Origin of the sequence: Pseudomonas sp. A-B-19 (assembly GCF_019947515.1) — a bacterium.
GTDB lineage: Bacteria > Pseudomonadota > Gammaproteobacteria > Pseudomonadales > Pseudomonadaceae > Aquipseudomonas.
The window spans coordinates 88,413-109,499 of the sequence record NZ_JAGYGN010000016.1; the positions used below are offsets into that span (position 1 = coordinate 88,413).

A 21,087-nucleotide genomic window follows, 5' to 3' on the forward strand; every position below is an offset into this window, starting at 1 on the left:
GCGACAAGGTCGGCGCCTCGTTACCATAAGGTCTTCCCGCTCCCCCAATGAACATAGACCATGGCCCTCGCCGCACCACCCGACTTGAGTGACACCGATGTGCCCGTGCAACCGCTGGCTCGCACCTACCCGCGCGGGTTGTACATCGAGCCTCACGAGCACGTCTGGGGCCAGTTGCTGTATGCAATGAGCGGGGTGATGTGGGTCGAGACGCCGCACGAGGCGCTGGTGGTGCCGCCGCAGCGGGCGGTGTGGTTGCCGCCCGGCGTGCCCCACGGGATTCGCGTGGTGTCCGACCTGCAAATGCGCAACATCTACTTGCGCCCGTCCCTGGCGGCGACCCTGGATGACAGCGTGCAAGTCATTGAGGTCGGCGGTTTGCTGCGCGAACTGATCGTCGGTCTGGTGGAACAGGGCAACAACGGGCCGCCCGAGTATTACGACGCGCTGGTGGGCCTGGCGCTGCTGGAACTCAAGCGCGCCAGGCGTTCGCTGCTGAAAATCCCGCTGCCGGACGATTCCGACCGGCGATTGATGAATTTGTGTCAGGCGGTCATGGCTACGCCGTCACTGGATATTCCTTTCGAACAACATGCGGATAACAGTGGGGCCAGCGTGCGGACCCTGGCGCGGTTGTTCAAGGACGGTCTGGGCATGGGCTTCGCCGAGTGGCGGCGTCAGGTGCAATTGGCGACGGCGGTGGCCGAGTTGATCCAGGGCGTACCGGTCAGTGCGATTGCCCGGGAACTGGGCTATTCGCCGAGCAGCTTCAGTGACATGTTTCGGCGTGAGCTGGGTGTCGCCCCCTCGCAGTTTCCTGCGGCGCAACGCCAGGGCTGAGTTCACAGGCGCCAGGCTTTGGCCGAAATTCAGAAGCACTTGGCCGATGCTCAAAGGCGTCGCCCTCTAGACTCGGCGCATACCTCAATTGCCCCCGGAGTCTGCCATGAACTTACTCATCTCACTGGCCATCGGTCTGGGCGTCGGTCTGCTCTACGGCGCCCTGGATTTTCGTTCCCCCGCACCCCCGGCCATCGCGCTGGTCGGCCTGCTTGGCATGCTCGCCGGCGAAAAGCTCTGGCCGATGGGCCGAGAACTGGTGGCTGGCTGGATCTCCTGAACCCTTCCTTTATTCAATGGACACGCCCATGAAAGCTCTGCAATTCGACAAAACCGGTGATCTCTCGGCCCTGCGCTACGTCGAGGTGCCGACCCCCGTGCCCGGCGCCGATGAAGTGCTGGTCGAGATCAAGGCCGCTGGCCTCAACCCCAGCGATGTGAAGAACGTGCTGGGACGTTTTCCCTACACCACCTTGCCGCGGATTCCCGGTCGTGATTTTGCCGGGGTGGTCGTGGCCGGCCCGCAGGCGCTGATCGGTCGGGAAGTCTGGGGCACAGGGCGGGAACTGGGTTTTTTCGCCGACGGTTCCCACGCGCAGTTCGTCAAGCTGCCGGCCAATGGCGTGGCGCTCAAGCCCACGCACCTGAGCTTTGCCCAGGCCGCCAGCCTCGGCGTGCCGTACACCACCGCGTGGGATGCGCTGGAGCGCAGCCTGGTGACGGCCGAAACCCGATTGCTGGTCATCGGTGGCGGAGCGGTCGGCAGTGCCGCGCTGGCCCTGGCCAAGGTGCGTGGTGCCCGGTTGCTGGCGGCCGCGCGACGTCCGGAACAGGTCAAGGACTTGCAGGATCAGGGCTATCAGACCCTGCAACTGGATAAACCCGAAGACCTCGGGGCTCAGGTCAACGCCGTGTTCGCCGGCGGCGCCGACGTGATTTTCGACACCACCGGATTCTGGCTGCCGGCCTCGGTACCCGCCCTGGCCGCGTTCGGCCGTATCGCGATCATCGCGGCGCCCGTGGACGGTCACGTGCAGTTGCCGGCCCTGGCGTTGTATCGCAAGGGTGGCTCAGTGGTGGGGATCAACTCGTTGCTGTACGGGGTACAGGCGTGTGCGGCGATGCTCGAGCAATTTGGCAAGTTTTTCGATCAGGACTTGCTGCCATTGCCCCAGGGCCTGTTCGAGTCGCCATTGGCTGAAGGCCTGGAGCGTTATGCCGAAGTGAACCAGGGCAGCGGTGACAAGGTGATTCTGCTGCCTTGACCCAACCCCTGTAGGAGCTGGCTTGCCAGCGAAGATGGCGGTACATCCAACATCAACGTAACTGACGGACCGCTTTCGCTGGCAAGCCAGCTCCTACAGGGGTTGTGGCTGCGCAACGCCTTGCGCCGGCCTCGCTCTGTTAGAATCGGCCCCATTGACCCAATGAGGTGCCCCCATGAGCGAACCGATTCGCCTGACCCAGTACAGCCATGGCGCTGGATGCGGTTGCAAGATTTCCCCCCAGGTGCTGGAAGTGATCCTGGCCGGCAGCGGGGCGCAGAACCTCGACCCGAAGCTTTGGGTCGGTAACGCCTCGCGCGACGACGCGGCGGTGTATGCCATCGACGAAGAACGCGGCGTGGTCTCGACCACTGACTTTTTCATGCCGATCGTCGACGATCCCTTCGATTTCGGCCGAATTGCCGCCACCAATGCCATCAGCGACATCTACGCCATGGGCGGCGATCCGTTGATGGCGATTGCGATTCTGGGCTGGCCGGTGAACGTGCTGGCCCCGGAAGTTGCCCGGGAAGTGATACGCGGCGGCCGTGCGGTGTGTGACGCGGCGGGTATCCCGCTGGCAGGCGGGCACTCCATCGACGCGCCAGAACCGATCTTTGGCCTGGCCGTCACCGGTCTGGTGGAAAAGCGCCACATGAAGCGCAACGACACCGCCACCGCCGGTTGTCTGCTTTATCTCACCAAGCCCCTGGGCGTCGGCATCCTCACCACCGCTGAAAAGAAGGGCAAGCTGCGCCATAGTGACATCGGCCTGGCCCGGGACTGGATGTGCACCCTGAACAAACCCGGCAGCCGCTTCGGCAAGCTCGATGGCGTGACCGCGATGACCGACGTCACCGGTTTCGGGCTGCTTGGGCACCTGGTGGAAATGGCCGACGGCAGCCAGCTCACGGCGCGCATTGAATATGACCGCGTACCGCTCCTGCCAGGGGTCGAATATTACCTGGAACAGGGCTGCGTACCGGGCGGGACGTTGCGCAATTTCGACAGCTACGCCAGCAAACTCGGACGCCTCCAGGAGCTGCACAAACGCGTGCTCTGCGACCCGCAGACCAGCGGCGGCCTGCTGATCGCCGTGGCGCCCGAAGGCAACGAACAATTCCTTTCTGTGGCCGCTGAGCTGGGCCTGAGCCTGGAACCGATCGGTGAACTGGTCGAGCGACAGAGCAACGCGGTCGAGGTGTTTTGATGTCTGGCGATTACACCGATTACCGCGACATTTTCCTCAATGACCGGCCCATGATGGACACCCGCGCGCCGGTCGAATTCAGCAAGGGCGCGTTTCCCGGCGTGATCAACCTGCCGTTGATGAATGACCATGAACGCCAGCGGGTCGGCACCTGCTACAAGCAGCACGGCCAGCAAGCGGCCATCGTGCTGGGGCATCAACTGGTGTCGGGCGCGGTCAAGGCCGAACGCATCCAGGCCTGGGCCGATTTTGCCCGGGCGCATCCGGATGGCTTGCTGTATTGCTTTCGCGGCGGCCTGCGCTCGCAGATTGTCCAGCAATGGCTCAAGGACGAGGCCGGCATCGACTATCCACGGGTGGGCGGCGGCTACAAGGCCATGCGCACCTTCCTGCTGGACACCCTCGATCAAGCCGTGGCCCAGTGCGATTTCGTCCTGTTGGGCGGGATGACCGGCACCGGCAAGACCGAGGTGCTCACGCAACTGAACAACAGCGTGGACCTGGAAGGTCATGCCAACCACCGCGGCTCCAGTTTCGGCAAGCGCGCCACGGGCCAACCCTCGAATATCGACTTCGAAAACCGCCTGGCCATCGACGTGCTGAAAAAACGCGCCCGGGGCATCGAGCAGTTCGTACTGGAAGACGAAAGCCGTGCGGTGGGCAGTTGTGCGCTGCCGTTACCGCTCTACCAGGGCATGCAGCAGTTCCCGATGGTCTGGCTGGAAGACAGCTTTGAAGGCCGGGTCGAGCGGATCCTGCGCGACTACGTGGTGGATCTGTGCGCCGAGTTCATTGGCGTGCATGGCGAGGAGGGCTTTGCGCTGTTTTCCGAACGGTTGCTGGCGAGCCTGAACAATGTGCAGAAACGCCTGGGCGGCGAACGTCATCGGCGCCTGCTGGCTTTGATGGAAGAGGCATTGGCCGAGCAGGCCCGCAGTGGCGCGGTGGATCTGCACCGGGGCTGGATCGAAGGGTTGCTGCGCGAGTATTACGATCCGATGTATGCGTTCCAGCGCGAGAAGAAAGACGCGCGGATCGAGTTTGCCGGGGAGCGGGGGGCGGTGCTTGAGTATTTGCGCGAGCGAGTGAATCAACGAAAGTGATGTCGGTTTTACTGGCCCCATCGCGAGCAAGCTCGCTCCCACAGTAGATCTTCGGTGAACACAGGTTTTGTGTTTGGCGCAGATCCAATGTGGGAGCGAGCTTGCTCGCGATGGGGCCCGCTCAGGCAATGCACAACCTCAGGTCGGGCAAAGTTCCGAGCCATTGTTCAGCCCTTGTTGATACACATGACTCTGCAAACTGGCCTTGCCGTTGTGCCAGGTCAGGGTCAGCACATACAGCGAGTCGTAATCACTGGACTCCCAGTCGTCGATGATCTTCGCATCCTTGCCGGTGGCTTCGCCGGCCACCGTGTTGATCAGCTCCGGCAGGTAGCCGTGGGACCAGGCGGTGTAGATGACCGAGTTGTGATACTTGCCCTGGAGCAGTTCTTCGGCCAGGTCATCGGTGTCATTGGCGGAAAAACTGATGTTCACCGGCAGGCCCAGCTTGATGGCGCTGGGGCTGATGGTCATCAGCGGGCGGATGTAACTGTAGGAGTTGTCTAACTCGCCTTCCTCGACGTTACGGGTCGGGTTGGCCGCAAACACATAGTTGGCCTTGCCGAACTTTTCCGGCAGCAGCGTGGCCAGGCCGATGGCGCGGTTCAGGCCCTGGCAATTGAGCTGGCCCAGGCCGCCGGCGGGTTTTTCCCCGTGGCGCAGGAACACCAGCGTCTGGGTGCCATCCATCGGTTGGGCGCGGCTTGGGCCGGACTCCAGCGACAGGAGCAATGCGCAGATCACCAACAAGGCAGGCAACAACAGGTAAGCGCGATGTTTAAAGCGTTTGGCAAAATTGAACAGATTCATGAATAAAGGGATCTTCAGCGCTATTCGGTTAAGTAAGGCTGACAAACCTTTACACCACGATTTGCCTGGTGCTTTCCATGTCGTTGAAACCGGTCCGTTTTCAAAGGAGTGGTGCTCAGAGTCCCCTGAACCCGTTTGGTTCGATTCCGACCAAAAGCGCAGCAATGTACCGCTAACCTTCAACGGGTTGCAGCGAAGGTTATCGACAGGATGTTTCGAAATAATGGACACACTACACCCGATGGTGCTGAAACCGTCGTGATCTCTTTTGATCTCCTCTATCAGCGATATCGATGGCTTCAAGGGATCGTTGAGCCGATATCTCCATTATGATCGTCACTCTCAATGTCTTCGTGGATCCCGCCCATGACCGATTTGTCCGCATTCCCCATCACCCGCAAATGGCCTGCCCAGTACCCGGAGTGGATTCAGCTGTACTCCTTGCCGACCCCCAACGGCGTCAAGGTCTCGATCATGCTCGAAGAGATCGGCCTGCCTTATGAACCGCACCGGGTAGGCTTCGACACCAATGACCAGATGTCCCCGGAATTCCTGTCGTTGAACCCCAACAACAAAATCCCGGCGATCCTCGACCCCCACGGTCCGGATGACCAGCCGCTGGCGCTGTTCGAGTCGGGGGCGATTCTGATCTACCTGGCCGACAAGAGCGGGCAACTGCTGGCCCAGGAATCGGCTGCGCGCTACGAGACGATCCAGTGGCTGATGTTCCAGATGGGCGGCATCGGCCCGATGTTCGGCCAGCTCGGTTTTTTCAACAAATTCGCCGGCAAGGACTACGAAGACAAGCGTCCCCGTGACCGCTACGTTGAGGAAAGCAAACGCCTGCTCAAGGTGCTCGACGGCCGGCTTGAAGGGCGCGACTGGATCATGGGCGAGCGCTACACCATCGCCGATATCGCCACCTTCCCGTGGGTACGCAACCTGATCGGCTTCTATGAAGCCGGCGACCTGGTGGGTATCCAGAACTTCCCTAACGTCACGCGGGTACTGGAGCGATTCCTGGCGCGGCCGGCAGTGGTGCGCGGGTTGCAGATTCCGAGCCCGGTCTCGGTTTGAACACCATCCCCTGTAGGAGCCGGCTTGCCGGCGAAGGCGGTGGGTCAGACAGTATCAATGTTGCCTGACACTACGCTTTCGCTGGCAAGCCAGCTCCTACAGGGGTGTGTTGAATCAAGGCGCGCCAAAAAACGGCCGGATCCCGTGATCGCGCAAATACCGTTCGATCACTTTCGGGTCCGCACACGTCTCGGCAATCGCCACATAGGTATCGGGGCGCAGCAGATAAAAGCCGTTGCGCCCCAGGCCCGCCGCTTCGAACGCCGGTCGCCAGTCGAACACATGCAGCGGTAGATGGTGCTCGTTGCACCAAGCGATCATCTCGTCGCTGGTGTCGCCATAGACATGCACCTGCCAGGTCAGGCATTTGAGCGATTCAAAGTTATCCCCCTCACCGTCATGGGCCCAGGGCAGGCGATCACCACCATGCACGTGCCCGGCAACGCCCGTGCTCAGCGGCATCCCACGATAATTCAGGGTGATCTGTGACACCGTGCGAAACAGGAACTGACGGGAGGTTTCGAACGAGGTCATTTTCGGTAACAAGAACGGGGCCAGGCGCGTACGCAGCACATCGGCAATCGGTCCGTCGGCGGTGACGAACGTGAAGACCCGGTCGGTGGTCGCCACCAGTTTGCGGGCAAACGCGATGCGCTCGGTTTCATAGGTGTCGAGCAATCTGGCCTCGGCACTGCCGCTCAACACGGCCGCCAGTTTCCAGGCCAGGTTGATGGCGTCGCCGATTCCGGTGTTCATGCCCTGGCCGCCCGCAGGACTATGGACGTGGGCAGCATCGCCCAATAAAAACGCCCGGCCGTCGCGGAAGTGATCGGCGACCCGGTGATGCACGCGGTAGGTCGAGAACCAGTTCAGTTGCTCGATTTTCACCTTCATATGCTCGATGGCCCGGCTGCTGACGTCCTCGAAGCGCAGGGTCTCGGCGTGTTCGGCGCGCTCGTCGCGCACCGTGCCGATCAAGCGCGCGCGACCCGTGCCTGCCAGCGGGAACACAGCGAGGAAGTCCGCCTCGTCGAGATCCACATGCAGTTCGCCATTGAATGTCGGGCCGCTGGCCTGCACGTCGGCGACGTAGAAAATCTGCTGGTAGGTCCCGCCGGGAAACCCGGTGTCGAGGGTCTTGCGTACAATCGAGCGGGCACCGTCGCATCCGGCCAGGTAACAGGCCTGGCAGATTTCCTGCTGGCCGTCGGGCAGGTGCAGTGTGGCTGTGATGCCGTCCGCGGATTGCTCGAAGCCTGTCAGTTCGGTGTTGCGTTCCACCGTGATACCGAAGGCTTCCAGGCGCTCGATCAGCAGTCGTTCGTGTTCGTCCTGCGGGAAAATTTCGAGGAACGAGTAGGGCGTCAGGCCCTCACCGATCTGAGACAGGGGCAGGCGCGCCACGGGCTCACCCTTGACCCAGAAGTTGCCGGCCTTTACGTGATGGCCGTGTTGCACGACGGCATCGTCCAGTCCGAGCTGGCGATACAACTCCAGCGTCCGTGCCTGCACGGCCAGCGCCCGGGAGGTTGTGCCGGGGGCGGAGGTTTTGTCGACGATCCGCACGCGCACACCCAGTTTGCTCAGCCACAACGCCAGGACCAGCCCGGTCGGGCCGGCGCCGACGATCAACACGTCGCTACGGTGCATGAGCCTGTCCTCCTCGCTGTGTGAATCAAGTATGGTCCAGTCGGGGAGGGCGGCAACCGTCGGACTGCCACGGACGTAGCCGCTGACCTGCCATTGGTCGTATGGTTGGCCCGGACAAACGGATCAGATGGAAAGACATGCAAATCAGATTGATCACAAGCGTCGCCGTGTTGCTGATATTGGCCGGTTGCGGCAGCCAACGGACCCAGGAACCGGCGGCGCGCACTCCGGCCCAAGTGAAGGCCGAGATTGTGCGTTTGCTGCCGGCCAAGGCCGCCGATCCCCAAGGTTGGGCCACGGATATCCAGGTGGCGTTTACCGCGCAAGACCTCTCGCCGACCACACAAAACCTGTGCTCGGTGTTGGCCGTGACTGAACAGGAGTCGACCTTTCAGGCCGATCCGAGCGTACCGGGCCTGGGCAAAATCGCCCGCGACGAGATCGACCGCCGTGCCGCCAGGGCACATATTCCCGGCCTGTTGGTGAGCGGCGCATTAATGCTCGATTCGCCCAACGGCAAAAGCTACAGCGACCGCCTGAATGCCGCGCGCAGTGAAAAGGAACTGAGCGCGATTTTCGACGACTTCATCGACATGGTGCCGATGGGCAAAAAACTGTTCGGCGGCTTCAATCCGGTGCATACCGGCGGGCCGATGCAAGTCGGCATTGATTTTGCCGAACAGCAGGCCAAGGGTTATCCGTACCCGGTGAAGGGCTCGATTCGCCATGAAGTGTTCACCCGGCGCGGCGGCATGTATTTCGGCATCGCGCATCTGCTTGGGTACCCGGTGAGCTACCCCCAGCCGCTGTACCGTTTTGCGGACTTCAACGCGGGTTGGTACGCCAGCCGCAACGCCGCGTTTCAGAACGCCGTGAGCCGGGCGTCCGGTATCCCATTGGCACTGGATGGCGATCTGGTGAACTACGGTTCGATCATGCCCGGCACCACGGAGCTGGCCGTGCGCACCCTCGGCAAGCAACTGGACATGCGCAATCCGACGATCCGCGAGCAACTGGAAGAGGGGAAAACCCTGGCGTTCGAAGACAGCAAACTCTATCGACGGGTTTTCGAACTGGCCGAACGGGCTGAGGGCCGGCCGTTACCCCGTGAGGTGTTGCCGGGGATCGTGCTGCAAAGCCCGAAAATCACCCGAAAGCTCACTACCGCGTGGTTCGCCAAACGGGTCGATGAACGTTACCAGCGCTGCATGGTGCGGGCAGGGAAGTAATTGCGCTGCAAAAAAAGCATAAAAAACCCGGCGGGTGAGGCCGGGTTTTCATTGAGTCCTGCGGTAAAGCACTGCATTCAGACAGCGCGGCTTTCGATCAGACGGTCGGAACCGCCTTCGGCAACACGGTTGCCATTCAGGTGATCGGAGCCGTCAGCAGCAACACGGTTGCCATTCAGGTGATCGGAGCCGTCAGCAGCAACACGGTTGCCATTCAGGTGATCAGAGCCGTCAGCAGCAACACGGTTGCCATTCAGGTGATCGGAGCCGTCAGCAGCAACACGGTTGCCATTCAGGTGATCAGATCCATCGGCAGCGACGCGTTTTTCGATCAAACGATCGGAGCCGCCTTCAGCCACCCGATTCTCGATCAGGCGATCGGAACCACCCTCGGCCACACGGCTTTCAATCAGACGATCCGAGCCGCCTTCAGCGACCACGGGTTGAGCAGAAGTTGCGGCGAAAGCGTTAACTGCGAAAACCGAGAAAGCGATGCTGAGGAGGGTCTGGCGTTTCATGATGGTGTGCTCCGGGGTGCTTGTGGGTGGGTATGGAGCAGATGTTACGCCGGGGATTTTTTATGAGAACTTCATTGACGTGATGGTGAACATCGACGGCAATGATAGGACCCGCGCCATGCCCCTTGTGAGCGTGATGGTGCGATCGTCGGATGGCCGCGGTGTAGCGGGTGACGGCTTCTACACTGGATAGCTGGCGCGTTCCTCTGCCGGGACGGATGATGAGGCACTGCAGAGATCGCGGTGTGAAAGGAGACGTTTATGTACCAGCTCTACGGTTATCAGAACTCCGGGGCGGCGGCCATCGAAGCCGCCCTTGAACTCTGTGATATTCCTTATCGCTTCATCGATGTCGAGACCTCCGCGGAGGCGGCCCAGGCGCTGGAGAAACTCAACCCGCTCAAACAGATTCCGACCTTGCAGCTACCCGATGGCGGCGTCCTGACCGAGAGCGCCGCGATCCTGATTCACCTCGGGCTGACCTTTCCCGCATCGGGGTTGTTGCCGCAAGCCCCGGCCGAGCGGGCCCAGGCCATTCGCGGCATGGCGTACATCGTCAGCAATTGCTATGCGGCCATCGGCATCATCGATTACCCCGAACGCTGGCTGATCGAGGCGGACGAGTCGTCCAGGCACAACCTCATGGAGGGCGCCCGCCGGCGCCTGCACTGGAGTTGGGAGGTGTTTGCCGATCAGTTCTCGGGCGAGTTGTACCTGGGCAGCGAGAAGCCTGGGGCGCTGGATGTGCTGGCGGCGGTGGTCTCGCGATGGGCGGGCAGTCGAGAGCATTTGCGTAATGCCCGGCCGGGTTTTTTCGCCTGGCTGGGACGCATCGACCGCCACCCGGCGCTGGCACCGGTGTTCGCCCGGCATTGGCCAGCCTGAACACACCACTCACCCTGTGGGAGCAAGCTCGCTCCCACAGGGATCTTCGGTGTTTAGTGCAACCAGGCTTATTCCCCGCGAATGTACTGCTCCAGCTGCTTGATCAGCTCCGCCTGTTCGGCGATCGCTTCCTTGACCAGGTCACCGATCGACAACAGGCCAATCAATTTGCCGTCTTCCACCACCGGCAAGTGCCGCAGGCGTTTTTCGGACATGATGCCCAGGCAGGTCTCCACGGTTTGATGGGTGTCGACGGTGATCACCGGCGACACCATGATGTCGCGTACCGGCGTGCCCACCGAAGAGCGGCCGTGCAGCACCAGTTTGCGTGCATAGTCCCGTTCGCTGATGATGCCCAGCACTTCATCATTGTCCACCACCAACAAGGCGCCGACGTTTTTCTCGGCCATCTTCATCAGCGCTTCAAGCACCATGTGATCGGGTTTGATCTGATGCACTTCCTGATTCTTCTGATCTTTGAGCTTGAGCAGTTGGGCGACGGTTTTCATGGCGGTTACTCGGGTGTTGTCGTTGTTCTTGAAGAATCGTAGACGCGAGCGATCAGGGCAAGGGCGAAAGCGGCAGATAACGCGCAAAAAACGTCATTCGGCGGTTTTTCTTCGATAAACCCACCGTCACGCCGCCGGGCAACCTGTAGGAGCTGGCTTGCCAGCGAAGACGGCCTGCCAGCCAAAATCAATGTTGAATGTACTGACCCCTTCGCAGGCAAGCCTGCTCCTACAGGGGTGTTGTTTACCGCTGGTACCGGGGGCAAGCGCGCTATCGCGACGGATGACGGGTAGAATCCCCTTCTGAATCAACGTTGAGGTTTGCAGTGGTGGATCTACAGCAGGGCTTCGTCCTGACCCGGCATTGGCGCGACACCCCGGCCGGTACGGAAGTCGAGTTCTGGCTGGCGACCGACAGCGGTCCCCGGCGCATCCGCCTGCCTCATCAACCGTCGGTGGCGTTCATTCCTGCTGCGCAGCGTCAGGCGGCCGAAGGCGTTTTGCATGACGAGAAGAACGTCGAGCTCAGGCCCCTGGCCCTGCAGGATTTCGAACATCGCCCGGTCCTGGGACTGTACTGCCAGCAACATGGCCAGTTGATGCGCCTGGAAACCGCGCTGCGCCGGGCCGGTGTCGAGGTGTTCGAAGCCGACGTGCGCCCGCCGGAACGCTACATGATGGAACGCTTCATCACCGCGCCGGTGCGCTTTTGTGGCACGCCGAATGCCGAGGGGCTGCTGCTCGACGCCCAGATGAAACCCGATCCCGACTACCGGCCGAACCTGAAACTGGTGTCCCTGGACATCGAGACCACCGCCCAGGGCGAGTTGTATTCCATCGCCCTGGAAGGCTGCGGCGAGCGTCAGGTGTACATGCTCGGTCCACCCAATGGCGATGCCAGCCAGGTGGATTTCCAGCTCGAATACTGCGATTCGCGAACCCTGCTGCTGAAAAAACTCAACGACTGGTTTGCCCGCTTCGACCCCGACGCGATCATCGGCTGGAACGTCGTGCAGTTCGACTTGCGGGTGCTTCACGAACACGCCCGGCGCCTGGCGGTGCCGTTGAAACTGGGGCGTGGCGGCGAGGAGATGCAGTGGCGTGAACACGGCAGCGGCAACCATTACTTCGCTGCAGCGGCTGGTCGCCTGATCATCGACGGTATCGAGGCCCTGCGCTCGGCGACCTGGAGTTTTCCTTCGTTCAGCCTGGAAAACGTCGCGCAGACCTTGCTCGGCGAGGGCAAGTCCATCGACAACCCTTACCAGCGCATGGACGAAATCAACCGCATGTTCGCCGAGGACAAACCGGCGCTGGCCACCTACAACCTCAAGGACTGCGAACTGGTCACGCGGATTTTCGCCAGGACCGAGTTGCTCACCTTCCTGCTGGAACGGGCCAGCGTCACCGGTTTGCCGGCCGACCGCATGGGCGGTTCGGTGGCGGCGTTCACGCACCTGTACATGCCGCTGATGCACCGTCAGGGTTTCGTTGCGCCGAATCTTGGTAGCAAGCCACCCGAAGCCAGCCCCGGCGGTTTTGTCATGGATTCGCAACCGGGACTGTACGAATCGGTGTTGGTGCTCGACTACAAAAGCCTCTATCCGTCGATCATCCGCACCTTCCTGATTGACCCCGTGGGGCTGATTGAAGGGCTCGAGCACCCGGACGACAGCGAGTCGGTACCGGGTTTTCGTGGCGCGCGCTTTTCGCGCACCCGGCATTGCCTGCCATCCATCGTCGCCCGGGTGGCCGAAGGCCGGGAAATCGCCAAGCGTGAACACAACGCGCCGTTGTCCCAGGCGCTGAAAATCATCATGAACGCGTTCTACGGTGTGCTCGGCTCCAGCGGTTGTCGCTTCTTCGACACACGTCTGGCGTCGTCCATCACCTTGCGCGGGCACGAGATCATGCTGCGCACCCGCCAATTGATCGAGGCCCAAGGGCATACAGTGATTTATGGCGACACCGATTCGACCTTCGTCTGGCTGCGTCGCGCCCATGGTCAGCAGGAGGCGGCGCAGATCGGCCACGCGCTGGTGGCGCACGTCAATCAGTGGTGGCGCGAGCACGTGCAGCAGGAATACGGCTTGCAAAGCGTTCTCGAACTGCAGTTCGAAACCCACTACAAGCGCTTTTTGATGCCGACCATCCGCGGCGCCGAAGAAGGCAGTAAAAAGCGTTACGCGGGGCTAGTGACCCGCGACGATGGCCGCGACGAAATGGTCTACAAAGGCCTGGAAACCGTACGCACCGACTGGTCGCTGCTGGCCCGGCAATTCCAGCAGGAGCTGTATTCGCGGATTTTCCTGCGCCAGTCCTATCAGGATTATGTGCGTGACTACGTGCGCAAGACCCTGGCCGGTGAGTTCGATGACCGGCTGGTCTACCGCAAGCGCCTGCGCCGCAGCCTCGATGACTATCAGCGTAATGTGCCGCCCCATGTGCGCGCAGCGCGCCTGGCCGACGAGTACAACGACCGTCAGGGCCGCCCGCGGCAATACCAGAACGGCGGCTGGATCAGCTACGTGATCACCGTCGCCGGCCCCGAGCCGCTGGAAGTGCGTAGCGCGCCCATCGATTACGACCACTACATCACCCGGCAACTGCAACCGGTGGCGGACGCGATACTGCCGTTTGTCGACGACGACTTCTCAACCCTGATTGGGGGGCAACTGGGCCTGTTTTGAGTCCATCAGCGACAAGGTCCAGTCATCCAGGATGCCGTGGAAGTATTGGTTCAGGGCTTGCTGGAAAAGGCTGTCGGCGGCGGTGACCTGGGCAAACAGGGTCATCGAGGAATGAAACTTCAGGTCGTCGGGATGGCCGAAAATCCCGGCCACCGAACGCTCCCGGATATTCAGCACTTCCTGGGTGCAGGTGCGTAGCCGGGCGCCCAGCAATGGGTGCTCAAGGTAGGCCAGGGCTTCCTCCCGCGAGCGGATGGCAAAGCGGCGCGACATCTCGCTGCCGCCGAGCCCGGCAAACTGCGGAAAAATGAACCACATCCAGTGACTGCGCTTGTGTCCGTTGCTCAGCTCGGTTTGAACCCGGTCGAACACCGGGTCCTGAGCCTCGAGAAAACGTTGCAGATTGAACGGGTCCAGGTGGTCGGTGCTTCTCATGGTGAAGCTCTCTGACAGACTGCATTGGCTCAGACCATGGCCAACGGCTGTTTGCGTTGTGGCGCGCGAAATATTTGGTCCAGCGCCTCCAGATCCCCGGGTTCAAGCTGCAACCGGGCAGCTTGGGCATTGAGCCGTACATGCTCGGGGCGGACCGCTTTGGGGATAGCGATCACGCCGTCCTGGCGCACAATCCATGCCAGCGCGATTTGTGCCGGCGTCACGCCGTGTCGGGCGGCCACCTGCTTGAGCGTGGCATTGGCGAGCATTTTTCCACCCTGGTCGATCGGGCAGTACGCCATGATCGGCAACCGCTGTTGCTGGCTCCAGGGCAGTAAATCAAATTCTATGCCCCGTTGTGCCAGGTTGTAGAGCACCTGATTGGTGGCGCAGGCCGGGGCGTCCAGTTCCAGCAGGTCGTCGAGGTCGAAATTGGACACGCCCCAACGACCGATCTTGCCGTCTTCGCGCAGGCGTTCGAAGGCTTCGACGGTTTCTTCCAGCGGATACTGGCCGCGCCAATGCAGCAGATACAGATCGATGTAATCGGTGCCGAGCCTGCGCAGGCTTCGCTCGCACGCCAGGGGAATGCCCTGGCGGCTGGCGTTGTGCGGGTACACCTTGCTGACCAGAAAGACGCTGTCGCGCTGGCCGGCGATGGCATCGCGGACCACTTCCTCAGCGCCGCCTTCGGCGTACATTTCAGCGGTGTCGATCAGGGGCATGCCCAGTTCGATGCCCAGGCGCAGGGCCGCGACTTCTTCCGTGTGCCGTGAGCGGTCTTCGCCCATCTGCCAGGTCCCCTGGCCGATAACCGGGACCCTGGCGCCGGCCAATTCAAGCGTGCGCATGCAAACCTCCTGTGTGTATTCGGTGTAGGAGCTGCCGCAGGCTGCGATCTTTCGATCTTGAACAATCAAAGTCAAAAGATCGCAGCCTGCGGCAGCTCCTACAGGGAGTGTGTACCGAACTGATGATTTTCTGATCCGTTTTTTCGTTGAACATTCCCTTGCCAGTACCGCCCGCTACTGCACTTTTTCGCCATGGCCGGCTCTATCCATGGCAGCTTGCGGCGATCCCCACCGTCGGCCCACCCCTTCAAGTCTGAACATACAAGTGAGCCTGCTCCCACAAGGGAAGTGACTAAGGCATAAAGATAGATCGCATCGATATAACTGGTTATAAGAAATATCGCTATGCTGCGGGCCAGATTTCCCTTGCGATCTTTGTGGACGTATTCATGGAATTAGTGAACATCGGGTTGGTCGTTGCCGGGCTGGTCGTCGGCTTCATCGTCGGCATGACTGGCGTGGGTGGCGGGTCGCTCATGACCCCGATCCTGCTAGGGTTCGGCATCAACCCGGCGACGGCGGTCGGTACCGACCTGCTGTACGCCGCCATCACCAAATCCAGCGGTGTACTGGTTCACCGCAAGAACAACAACATCGACTGGGCAATCACCGGCTGGCTGACCCTGGGCAGCGTGCCGGCGGTGGCGTTGACGCTGTGGTTCCTCAGCACCCTGCACAGCGCCCCCGAGGCGATGAACGCGATCATCAAGCAGGCCCTGGGTTTTGTGTTGTTTGCCACGGCACTGGCGATCCTGTTCAAGAAGCGCCTGCTCGACTTCGCCCACAAACGTGCGGGCGGCCATTACAACCCCAGCGGATTGCGCCTGAATGTGATGACGGTCATCACCGGGCTGGTTCTTGGCGCCATGGTCGCACTGACCTCCATCGGTGCCGGCGCACTGGGCACCGTGGCACTGTTCATTCTCTATCCGATGCTGCCGACCCGCCGCCTGGTGGGGACTGAAATCGCCCACGCCGTGCCGCTGACCCTGGTCGCGGGCCTAGGCCATGCCAGCATGGGCAACATGGATTGGCACGTCCTGGGTTACTTGCTGGTGGGCTCGTTGCCGGGGATTTACCTGGGCAGCCACCTGACCGGGCGCATCTCTGACGAACTGCTGCGCCCTTGCCTGGCGACCATGCTGTTGTTGATCGGCTACAAACTGGCGTTCTGATTCAAGGCGCCACGTCGGCTTCATTCGCGGGTGAATATTTCCAGCAGATGCCCATCCGGGTCATCGAAATACACCCGCCGACCTCCCGCGTAATCATTGATCTCCCCCAGACGCTGCTTGCACGGGTCGGCCCACCAAGGCTGGCCGTTGGCTTGCAGGCGTGCGAAGGCCGCATCGAAATCCTCGTCGCCCATCAGGAATGCATAGTGCTGGGACGCTATCGGCGGGTCGTTATCGTAGAAGTCCAGTGACACGCCGTTATCCAGTTTGACGATCAGCATGGGCCCGAAAGGCTGCGGGACGGGCAGGCCAAGGAGGCTGGCCAGGAAATTCGCCGAAACCTGCTTGTCCCGGCACCAGACGATGGTGTGGTTCAACTGAGCGCTCATGGGCGAGTCCTCACGACGGATCAGGCGGGTTGTCATGTGTCTTCAGATTAGCCCAGCCTGTTGCGCAATGTCCGCCCTGACCTAAGCTTGGGGCAGGCGAGACATATTTGCGGTACGTCACCCGGAACGATCGCCGCAATGCGCAATCATTAGAGCGTGGATATCAAAAGGAGATGCGCATGCTCATCAGGTCACTGACCCTGGCTACTTTGCTGGCGTTTGCCGGCCTCTCGTTCGCCGCTGATGGCGACTCACCGCTGGACATGGACAAGGGCAGGGCCCGACCACTGATTGTCATCGCTCCGAGTGCTGTTGATCCGATCTGGACCGGCCTGAAAAAGTCGCTGGATGAACCGGCCAATCGCAAGGGGTTTACCGACCGCAACATGGTGCTCTACACCGTGCTCAACCTGATGGGCCAGCGCGACGGCAAGGACCTGGGGCCACAGGACACGGCGGCGCTGATCCGCTCGCTCAAGCTCGGTGCCGGCGCCAGGACCAAGGTCATCCTGGTCGGCAAGGACGGCGAAAAGAAACTCGAACAATCGGACGCCATCAAGCTGGAAACGATTTTCAGCGCTGTCGATCAGTTACCGGCGACCGAGAAAGAATTCACCGCAACAGTGGCGGCTCCGGTCACTGAAGCGGAGCCTGCGGCCAAGGACGCCAAAGGTACCAAAGGCACAAAACCTGGCAAACCGGCCAAGCCCGCCAAGCCGCCTGAAATGCCGGATGATTAACCCTCAATCTTGTGGCGATGGAAGGTTTTTCTGTGGGAGCGAGTTCCCACAGGTTAATCGGCGCTGGTCGATCCCTTGACTGACTGACATCAAGGCTTGGGAGGTCCATTAGATACAACGGTTTCACCCGCATCACAACGGTCATGAGCAAAAAGGTATTTGTAACTGGATGCTCAGAAAATCGAGCGTAGGCAAAGGACTTCAGCTGCGTCGGAAATTTCCTGCATGACGTGGCGCACCCCGTGAACTGGTGCCCATTGGGCCGTATCGATAACCTTCTTCAGCCGCTGAAAATCAGCGGTCGGATGTGGAAGTCCGTTGGTTCAAGCCATCTACCAATGCCCCCAGAGCGCAAGTCGACATTTTTTATGTCAACATCGCCGCGTTTTGGCGGCTGTGCGCGGGAGCACTTTCGAGTGCACCGGGTTTTGGTGGATTGACCTGGACTTCCACACCTGCGTACAGCTGCCACCCTCATGTGGAAGTGAGATGGGTAGTTTTCTCGACAATCCCCAATGGTACTTCTTCATGAAAAAGCTAAGTCCGAATCCCCCGGAATCCCCATCCGACTCAGATACCCCACTCTCCGACATCACCGAACCCGCCATCAGCGCTCGCTTGCGCAACCCCAAGCACGCCGACCCGGTCAGCCACATCTTCACCATCCTGCCAAACGTCGATACCCCAACACTGCTGTGCCACGCCTGTGAAACCCTCGCGTCCCTGAACGTGCTGGTCACCGACCTGGCCTGTAACCTGGAAAGCTCCAACCGCAATGTGGCGCTGTCGATTCAGCAATTGGCAGTGGTGGGCGAGTTGTTGGTGAACCGCGCGCTGGACAATATCGACCCATCCGAAGGTGTGCCGATAAAGTAAAAAAAGGTGACCTCTGGAGGTTAATGCCGGTCAGTTAAGGGATCGACCAGCGCTGACTAACCTGTGGCGAGGGAGCTTGCTCCCGCTGGGCAGCGAAGCGGCCCTAAAAATGGGACTGCTGCGCAGTCCAGCGGGAGCAAGCTCCCTCGCCACGGGGTCAGTGTCTCGGCTTAACTGATCGGCATTAACCTCTGGAGGTCGCCCTTATCTATGGAGAGGGCAGCAAGGCTTATTGAGTCAGGGCACTCAATATCTGATGAGCGATCTTCACCCGCTCCGCATTGGGATAATTCTTGTTGGCCAGCATCACGATGCCGATGTCCTTCGATGGCACGTACACCACGTAAGCACCAAAGCCCCCGGTTGAGCCGGTCTTGTTGACCAGCACGCTCTGCGGCTGTGCCTGCGGCGGGTTCAGCCATTGGACCTTGTGCGCCTCCATGGCCATCGGCGTGGAGTTGCCGTCCAGCAGGCGATCCAGTGTGATCGGGTAGCGATACATCTCCCAACCGAGGCCCTGGGTCATATCGCCAACGGTGTAGTAACCGCTATGAGTCAGGGCGATGGCTTGCTGCAACGGCTTTTCCAGGGACGCCGGCTTCATGTTCGCGTCGACATAGCGCAGCAAGTCCGCTGCACTGGTTTTCACCCCGTACGCCTCGGAATCCAGCGCCCCCGGAGTGACCCGTACCGGTTTGCCGTCCTTGTTGTAGCCCTGGGCGTACAGCGCCATCTGATCCTGCGGCACGCGCACATAGGTATGCTTGAGGCCCAGTTTCGGCAGCAGGTTTTTCTCCATCAGGTCGTCGAACGGCTGGCCCATGCTTTGCGCAGCGAGGTAGCCGAACAGGCCGATACTGGGGTTCGAATACAGTCGGTGACTGCCGGGGGCGTAGAGCGGTTTCCATTGTTTGTAATAGCCGAGCATCTTGTCGGTTGAATCATATTCAGCCGGGAATTGCAGCGGCAAACCGCCGGCACTGTAGGTACCCAATTGCAGCACGCTGATGTGGTCGAACGCGCTGCCGCGCAAGGCCGGCAGGACCTGGCTGGCCTTGTCCGACGGCGATAGCTTGCCGGTGGCCTGGGCGTAGGCGGCGAGGGTGGCGGTGAAGGTTTTGCTGACGGAACCGATCTCGAACAGGGTGTCTTGCGTGACGGGGTTGCCGGTTTCTTTCGAGGCGACGCCATAGTTGAAGTAATGCGCCTGGCCGTTGACGGTGACTGCCACGGCCATGCCATGAATACCCTCGGCCTGCATCACCGGTTGTACAGCGGCGTTTACCGCCGTCTCGATTTGATCCTGCGCTATGCACTGGCCCGCGGCGAGTATCGCCATGCAAGCGGCGATGGTTTTCAGCCTGTCCATGTTGGTTGCATCCGTCGTTGATTCAGGTGCGCGCCATTCTAGGGGGGGAAACCCTGTTTTTAAATCCGACCGCCTACAGGCGGGTCGGGTTTATTGTTACAAAGTGCGCAACCGTCGATTCAACGCACCAGGCACGGCCGCTTGTTGTCGAACGTCCAGCCCGGAATCAAAAACTGCATCGCCACGCTGTCATCCCGCGCACCCAGGCCCATGCCTTTGTATAGCTCATGAGCCTTGGCGACCTGATCCAGGTCCAGCTCCACCCCCAGCCCCGGTTTCTGCGGCACCTGCACGCAGCCGTCGACGATTTGCAGCGGGGCCTTGGTCAGGCGCTGGCCGTCCTGCCAGATCCAGTGGGTGTCGATGGCGGTGATTTCACCCGGCGCGGCGGCTGCGACATGGGTGAACATCGCCAGGGAAATATCGAAGTGGTTGTTGGAGTGCGAACCCCAGGTCAGGCCCCATTCGTGGCACATCTGCGCCACGCGCACCGAGCCTTGCAGGGTCCAGAAGTGCGGGTCGGCCAGGGGAATGTCGACTGACTGCAACTGGATCGCGTGGCCCATCTCACGCCAGTCGGTGGCGATCATGTTGGTCGCGGTTTTCAGGCCCGTGGCGCGGCGGAATTCGGCCATGACTTCGCGTCCCGAGTAACCGTTTTCCGCCCCGCACGGGTCTTCGGCGTAGGCCAGCACGCGGTGCTGATCGCGGCACAGGCGGATGGCTTCTTTCAGTGACCAGGCACCATTCGGGTCGAGGGTGATGCGCGCCTCGGGGAAGCGTTCGGCGAGGGCCGTGACCGCCTCGATTTCGGCGTCGCCGCTGAGCACGCCGCCCTTGAGCTTGAAGTCCTTGAAGCCGTAACGGGCATGGGCCGCCTCGGCCAGGCGGACCACCGCGTCGGCGGTCATGGCTTTCTCGTGTCGTACGCGGAACCAGTCGTTGTCGGCGTCCGGTTCGCTGCGGTAGGCGAGGCCGGTTTCGTTGCGATCACCGACATAAAACAGATAGCCGAGCATCTTCACTTCATCGCGCTGCTGGCCTTCGCCGAGCAGGGCGGCCACCGGTACGTCCAGGTGCTGGCCGAGCAAATCGAGCAATGCGGCTTCAAGGCCTGTGACCGCATGGATGGTGATGCGCAGGTCGAAGGTCTGCAAACCGCGGCCACCGGCATCGCGGTCGGCGAAGGTCTGGCGCACCTGATTGAGGATCTTCTGGTAAGTGCCGATCGGGCTGCCGACCACCAGGCTGCGTGCGTCTTCGAGGGTCTGGCGAATGCGCTCGCCCCCCGGTACTTCGCCGACGCCGGTGTGGCCGGCGTTGTCCTTGAGGATCACGATGTTGCGAGTGAAGAACGGCCCGTGGGCGCCGCTCAGGTTGAGCAGCATGCCATCGTGGCCGGCGACCGGAACAATCTGCATGCTGGTGATGATCGGAGCCTTGGCGATTTCTTGTGCAGTCATTTT

21 protein-coding genes are annotated in these 21,087 nt (G+C 61.1%); 12 read left to right on the plus strand and 9 right to left on the minus strand.

Going from position 1 to position 21,087, the window contains the following annotated elements; genetic code table 11:
• The first annotated feature begins 60 nt into the window (after positions 1-60).
• The 5 genes from KGA81_RS18460 to mnmH all read left to right on the plus strand — a co-directional run bounded on the left by KGA81_RS18460 (position 61) and on the right by mnmH (position 4,418).
• Entirely contained in the window at positions 61-840 is a 780-nt protein-coding gene (locus tag KGA81_RS18460) for an AraC family transcriptional regulator (protein ID WP_223547594.1), read from the plus strand.
• Positions 841-946: 106 nt separating this feature from the next.
• Complete coding sequence (locus KGA81_RS18465; protein WP_223547595.1) at positions 947-1,120, plus strand: DUF1427 family protein; 174 nt, start codon at positions 947-949, stop codon at positions 1,118-1,120.
• A gap of 28 nt (positions 1,121-1,148) precedes the next feature.
• Positions 1,149-2,105 carry a zinc-binding alcohol dehydrogenase family protein gene (locus tag KGA81_RS18470; RefSeq protein WP_223547596.1) on the plus strand — a complete coding sequence of 319 codons (957 nt, stop codon included), beginning with the start codon at positions 1,149-1,151 and terminating at the stop codon, positions 2,103-2,105.
• A gap of 175 nt (positions 2,106-2,280) precedes the next feature.
• Positions 2,281-3,315 carry a selenide, water dikinase SelD gene (gene selD, locus KGA81_RS18475; protein WP_223547597.1) on the plus strand — a complete coding sequence of 345 codons (1,035 nt, stop codon included), beginning with the start codon at positions 2,281-2,283 and terminating at the stop codon, positions 3,313-3,315.
• Entirely contained in the window at positions 3,315-4,418 is a 1,104-nt protein-coding gene (gene mnmH / locus KGA81_RS18480) for a tRNA 2-selenouridine(34) synthase MnmH (RefSeq protein ID WP_223547598.1), read from the plus strand. Before selD ends, mnmH begins: the two co-directional genes overlap by 1 nt.
• A gap of 138 nt (positions 4,419-4,556) precedes the next feature.
• On the opposite strand, the gene KGA81_RS18485 is transcribed toward mnmH, so the two are convergent.
• Positions 4,557-5,228, minus strand: a complete 672-nt coding sequence (locus KGA81_RS18485; protein WP_223547599.1) for a histidine phosphatase family protein — start codon at positions 5,226-5,228, stop codon at positions 4,557-4,559.
• 366 nt (positions 5,229-5,594) lie between these two features.
• Between KGA81_RS18485 and KGA81_RS18490 the strand changes: the two genes are divergently transcribed.
• Positions 5,595-6,305 carry a glutathione S-transferase family protein gene (locus tag KGA81_RS18490; protein WP_223547600.1) on the plus strand — a complete coding sequence of 237 codons (711 nt, stop codon included), beginning with the start codon at positions 5,595-5,597 and terminating at the stop codon, positions 6,303-6,305.
• Positions 6,306-6,419: 114 nt separating this feature from the next.
• Here the strand turns inward: KGA81_RS18490 and KGA81_RS18495 are convergent, their stop codons facing one another.
• Positions 6,420-7,955 (minus strand): FAD-dependent oxidoreductase, encoded by a 1,536-nt coding sequence (locus KGA81_RS18495; RefSeq protein ID WP_223547601.1) that lies wholly within the window; start codon positions 7,953-7,955, stop codon positions 6,420-6,422.
• A 137-nt stretch (positions 7,956-8,092) separates the two neighbouring features.
• On the opposite strand from KGA81_RS18495, the gene KGA81_RS18500 reads away from it, so the two are divergent.
• Positions 8,093-9,184: a DUF1615 domain-containing protein gene (locus tag KGA81_RS18500; protein WP_223547602.1), complete on the plus strand. Its 1,092-nt coding sequence runs from the start codon at positions 8,093-8,095 to the stop codon at positions 9,182-9,184.
• Positions 9,185-9,261: 77 nt separating this feature from the next.
• Here the strand turns inward: KGA81_RS18500 and KGA81_RS18505 are convergent, their stop codons facing one another.
• Entirely contained in the window at positions 9,262-9,702 is a 441-nt protein-coding gene (locus KGA81_RS18505) for a hypothetical protein (protein ID WP_223547603.1), read from the minus strand.
• Positions 9,703-9,963: 261 nt separating this feature from the next.
• Between KGA81_RS18505 and KGA81_RS18510 the strand changes: the two genes are divergently transcribed.
• Positions 9,964-10,587 (plus strand): glutathione S-transferase, encoded by a 624-nt coding sequence (locus KGA81_RS18510; protein WP_223547604.1) that lies wholly within the window; start codon positions 9,964-9,966, stop codon positions 10,585-10,587.
• A 68-nt stretch (positions 10,588-10,655) separates the two neighbouring features.
• Here KGA81_RS18510 and KGA81_RS18515 read toward each other — a convergent pair whose 3' ends face one another.
• Positions 10,656-11,096, minus strand: a complete 441-nt coding sequence (locus KGA81_RS18515; protein ID WP_223547605.1) for a CBS domain-containing protein — start codon at positions 11,094-11,096, stop codon at positions 10,656-10,658.
• Positions 11,097-11,425: 329 nt separating this feature from the next.
• Between KGA81_RS18515 and KGA81_RS18520 the strand changes: the two genes are divergently transcribed.
• A complete protein-coding gene (locus tag KGA81_RS18520; RefSeq protein ID WP_223547606.1) occupies positions 11,426-13,786 on the plus strand; it encodes a DNA polymerase II in 2,361 nt (786 codons plus the stop codon).
• Here the strand turns inward: KGA81_RS18520 and KGA81_RS18525 are convergent.
• Entirely contained in the window at positions 13,751-14,221 is a 471-nt protein-coding gene (locus tag KGA81_RS18525; protein WP_223547607.1) for a DUF1810 domain-containing protein, read from the minus strand. The two genes, KGA81_RS18520 and KGA81_RS18525, sit on opposite strands and share 36 nt — an antisense overlap.
• Positions 14,222-14,250: 29 nt before the next feature.
• Complete coding sequence (locus KGA81_RS18530; RefSeq protein WP_223547608.1) at positions 14,251-15,072, minus strand: aldo/keto reductase; 822 nt, start codon at positions 15,070-15,072, stop codon at positions 14,251-14,253.
• A 389-nt stretch (positions 15,073-15,461) separates the two neighbouring features.
• On the opposite strand from KGA81_RS18530, the gene KGA81_RS18535 reads away from it, so the two are divergent.
• Positions 15,462-16,247: a sulfite exporter TauE/SafE family protein gene (locus KGA81_RS18535; RefSeq protein ID WP_223547609.1), complete on the plus strand. Its 786-nt coding sequence runs from the start codon at positions 15,462-15,464 to the stop codon at positions 16,245-16,247.
• A 20-nt stretch (positions 16,248-16,267) separates the two neighbouring features.
• Here the strand turns inward: KGA81_RS18535 and KGA81_RS18540 are convergent, their stop codons facing one another.
• Positions 16,268-16,636, minus strand: a complete 369-nt coding sequence (locus KGA81_RS18540) for a VOC family protein (protein ID WP_223547610.1) — start codon at positions 16,634-16,636, stop codon at positions 16,268-16,270.
• A gap of 179 nt (positions 16,637-16,815) precedes the next feature.
• Between KGA81_RS18540 and KGA81_RS18545 the strand changes: the two genes are divergently transcribed.
• Together KGA81_RS18545 and KGA81_RS18550 are read left to right on the plus strand one after the other, a co-directional pair.
• Positions 16,816-17,376, plus strand: a complete 561-nt coding sequence (locus KGA81_RS18545) for a DUF4174 domain-containing protein (protein ID WP_223547611.1) — start codon at positions 16,816-16,818, stop codon at positions 17,374-17,376.
• Positions 17,377-17,904: 528 nt separating this feature from the next.
• Positions 17,905-18,252: a DUF6124 family protein gene (locus KGA81_RS18550; RefSeq protein ID WP_223547612.1), complete on the plus strand. Its 348-nt coding sequence runs from the start codon at positions 17,905-17,907 to the stop codon at positions 18,250-18,252.
• A gap of 229 nt (positions 18,253-18,481) precedes the next feature.
• On the opposite strand, the gene ampC is transcribed toward KGA81_RS18550, so the two are convergent.
• Both ampC and gudD read right to left on the minus strand, forming a co-directional pair.
• Positions 18,482-19,591, minus strand: a complete 1,110-nt coding sequence (gene ampC / locus KGA81_RS18555) for a class C beta-lactamase (protein ID WP_411736566.1) — start codon at positions 19,589-19,591, stop codon at positions 18,482-18,484.
• Positions 19,592-19,740: 149 nt separating this feature from the next.
• The gene (gene gudD, locus KGA81_RS18560) at positions 19,741-21,084 is read right to left on the minus strand and encodes a glucarate dehydratase (RefSeq protein ID WP_223547614.1); all 1,344 of its coding nucleotides are present in this window, start codon (positions 21,082-21,084) and stop codon (positions 19,741-19,743) included.
• Positions 21,085-21,087: the final 3 nt, after the last annotated feature.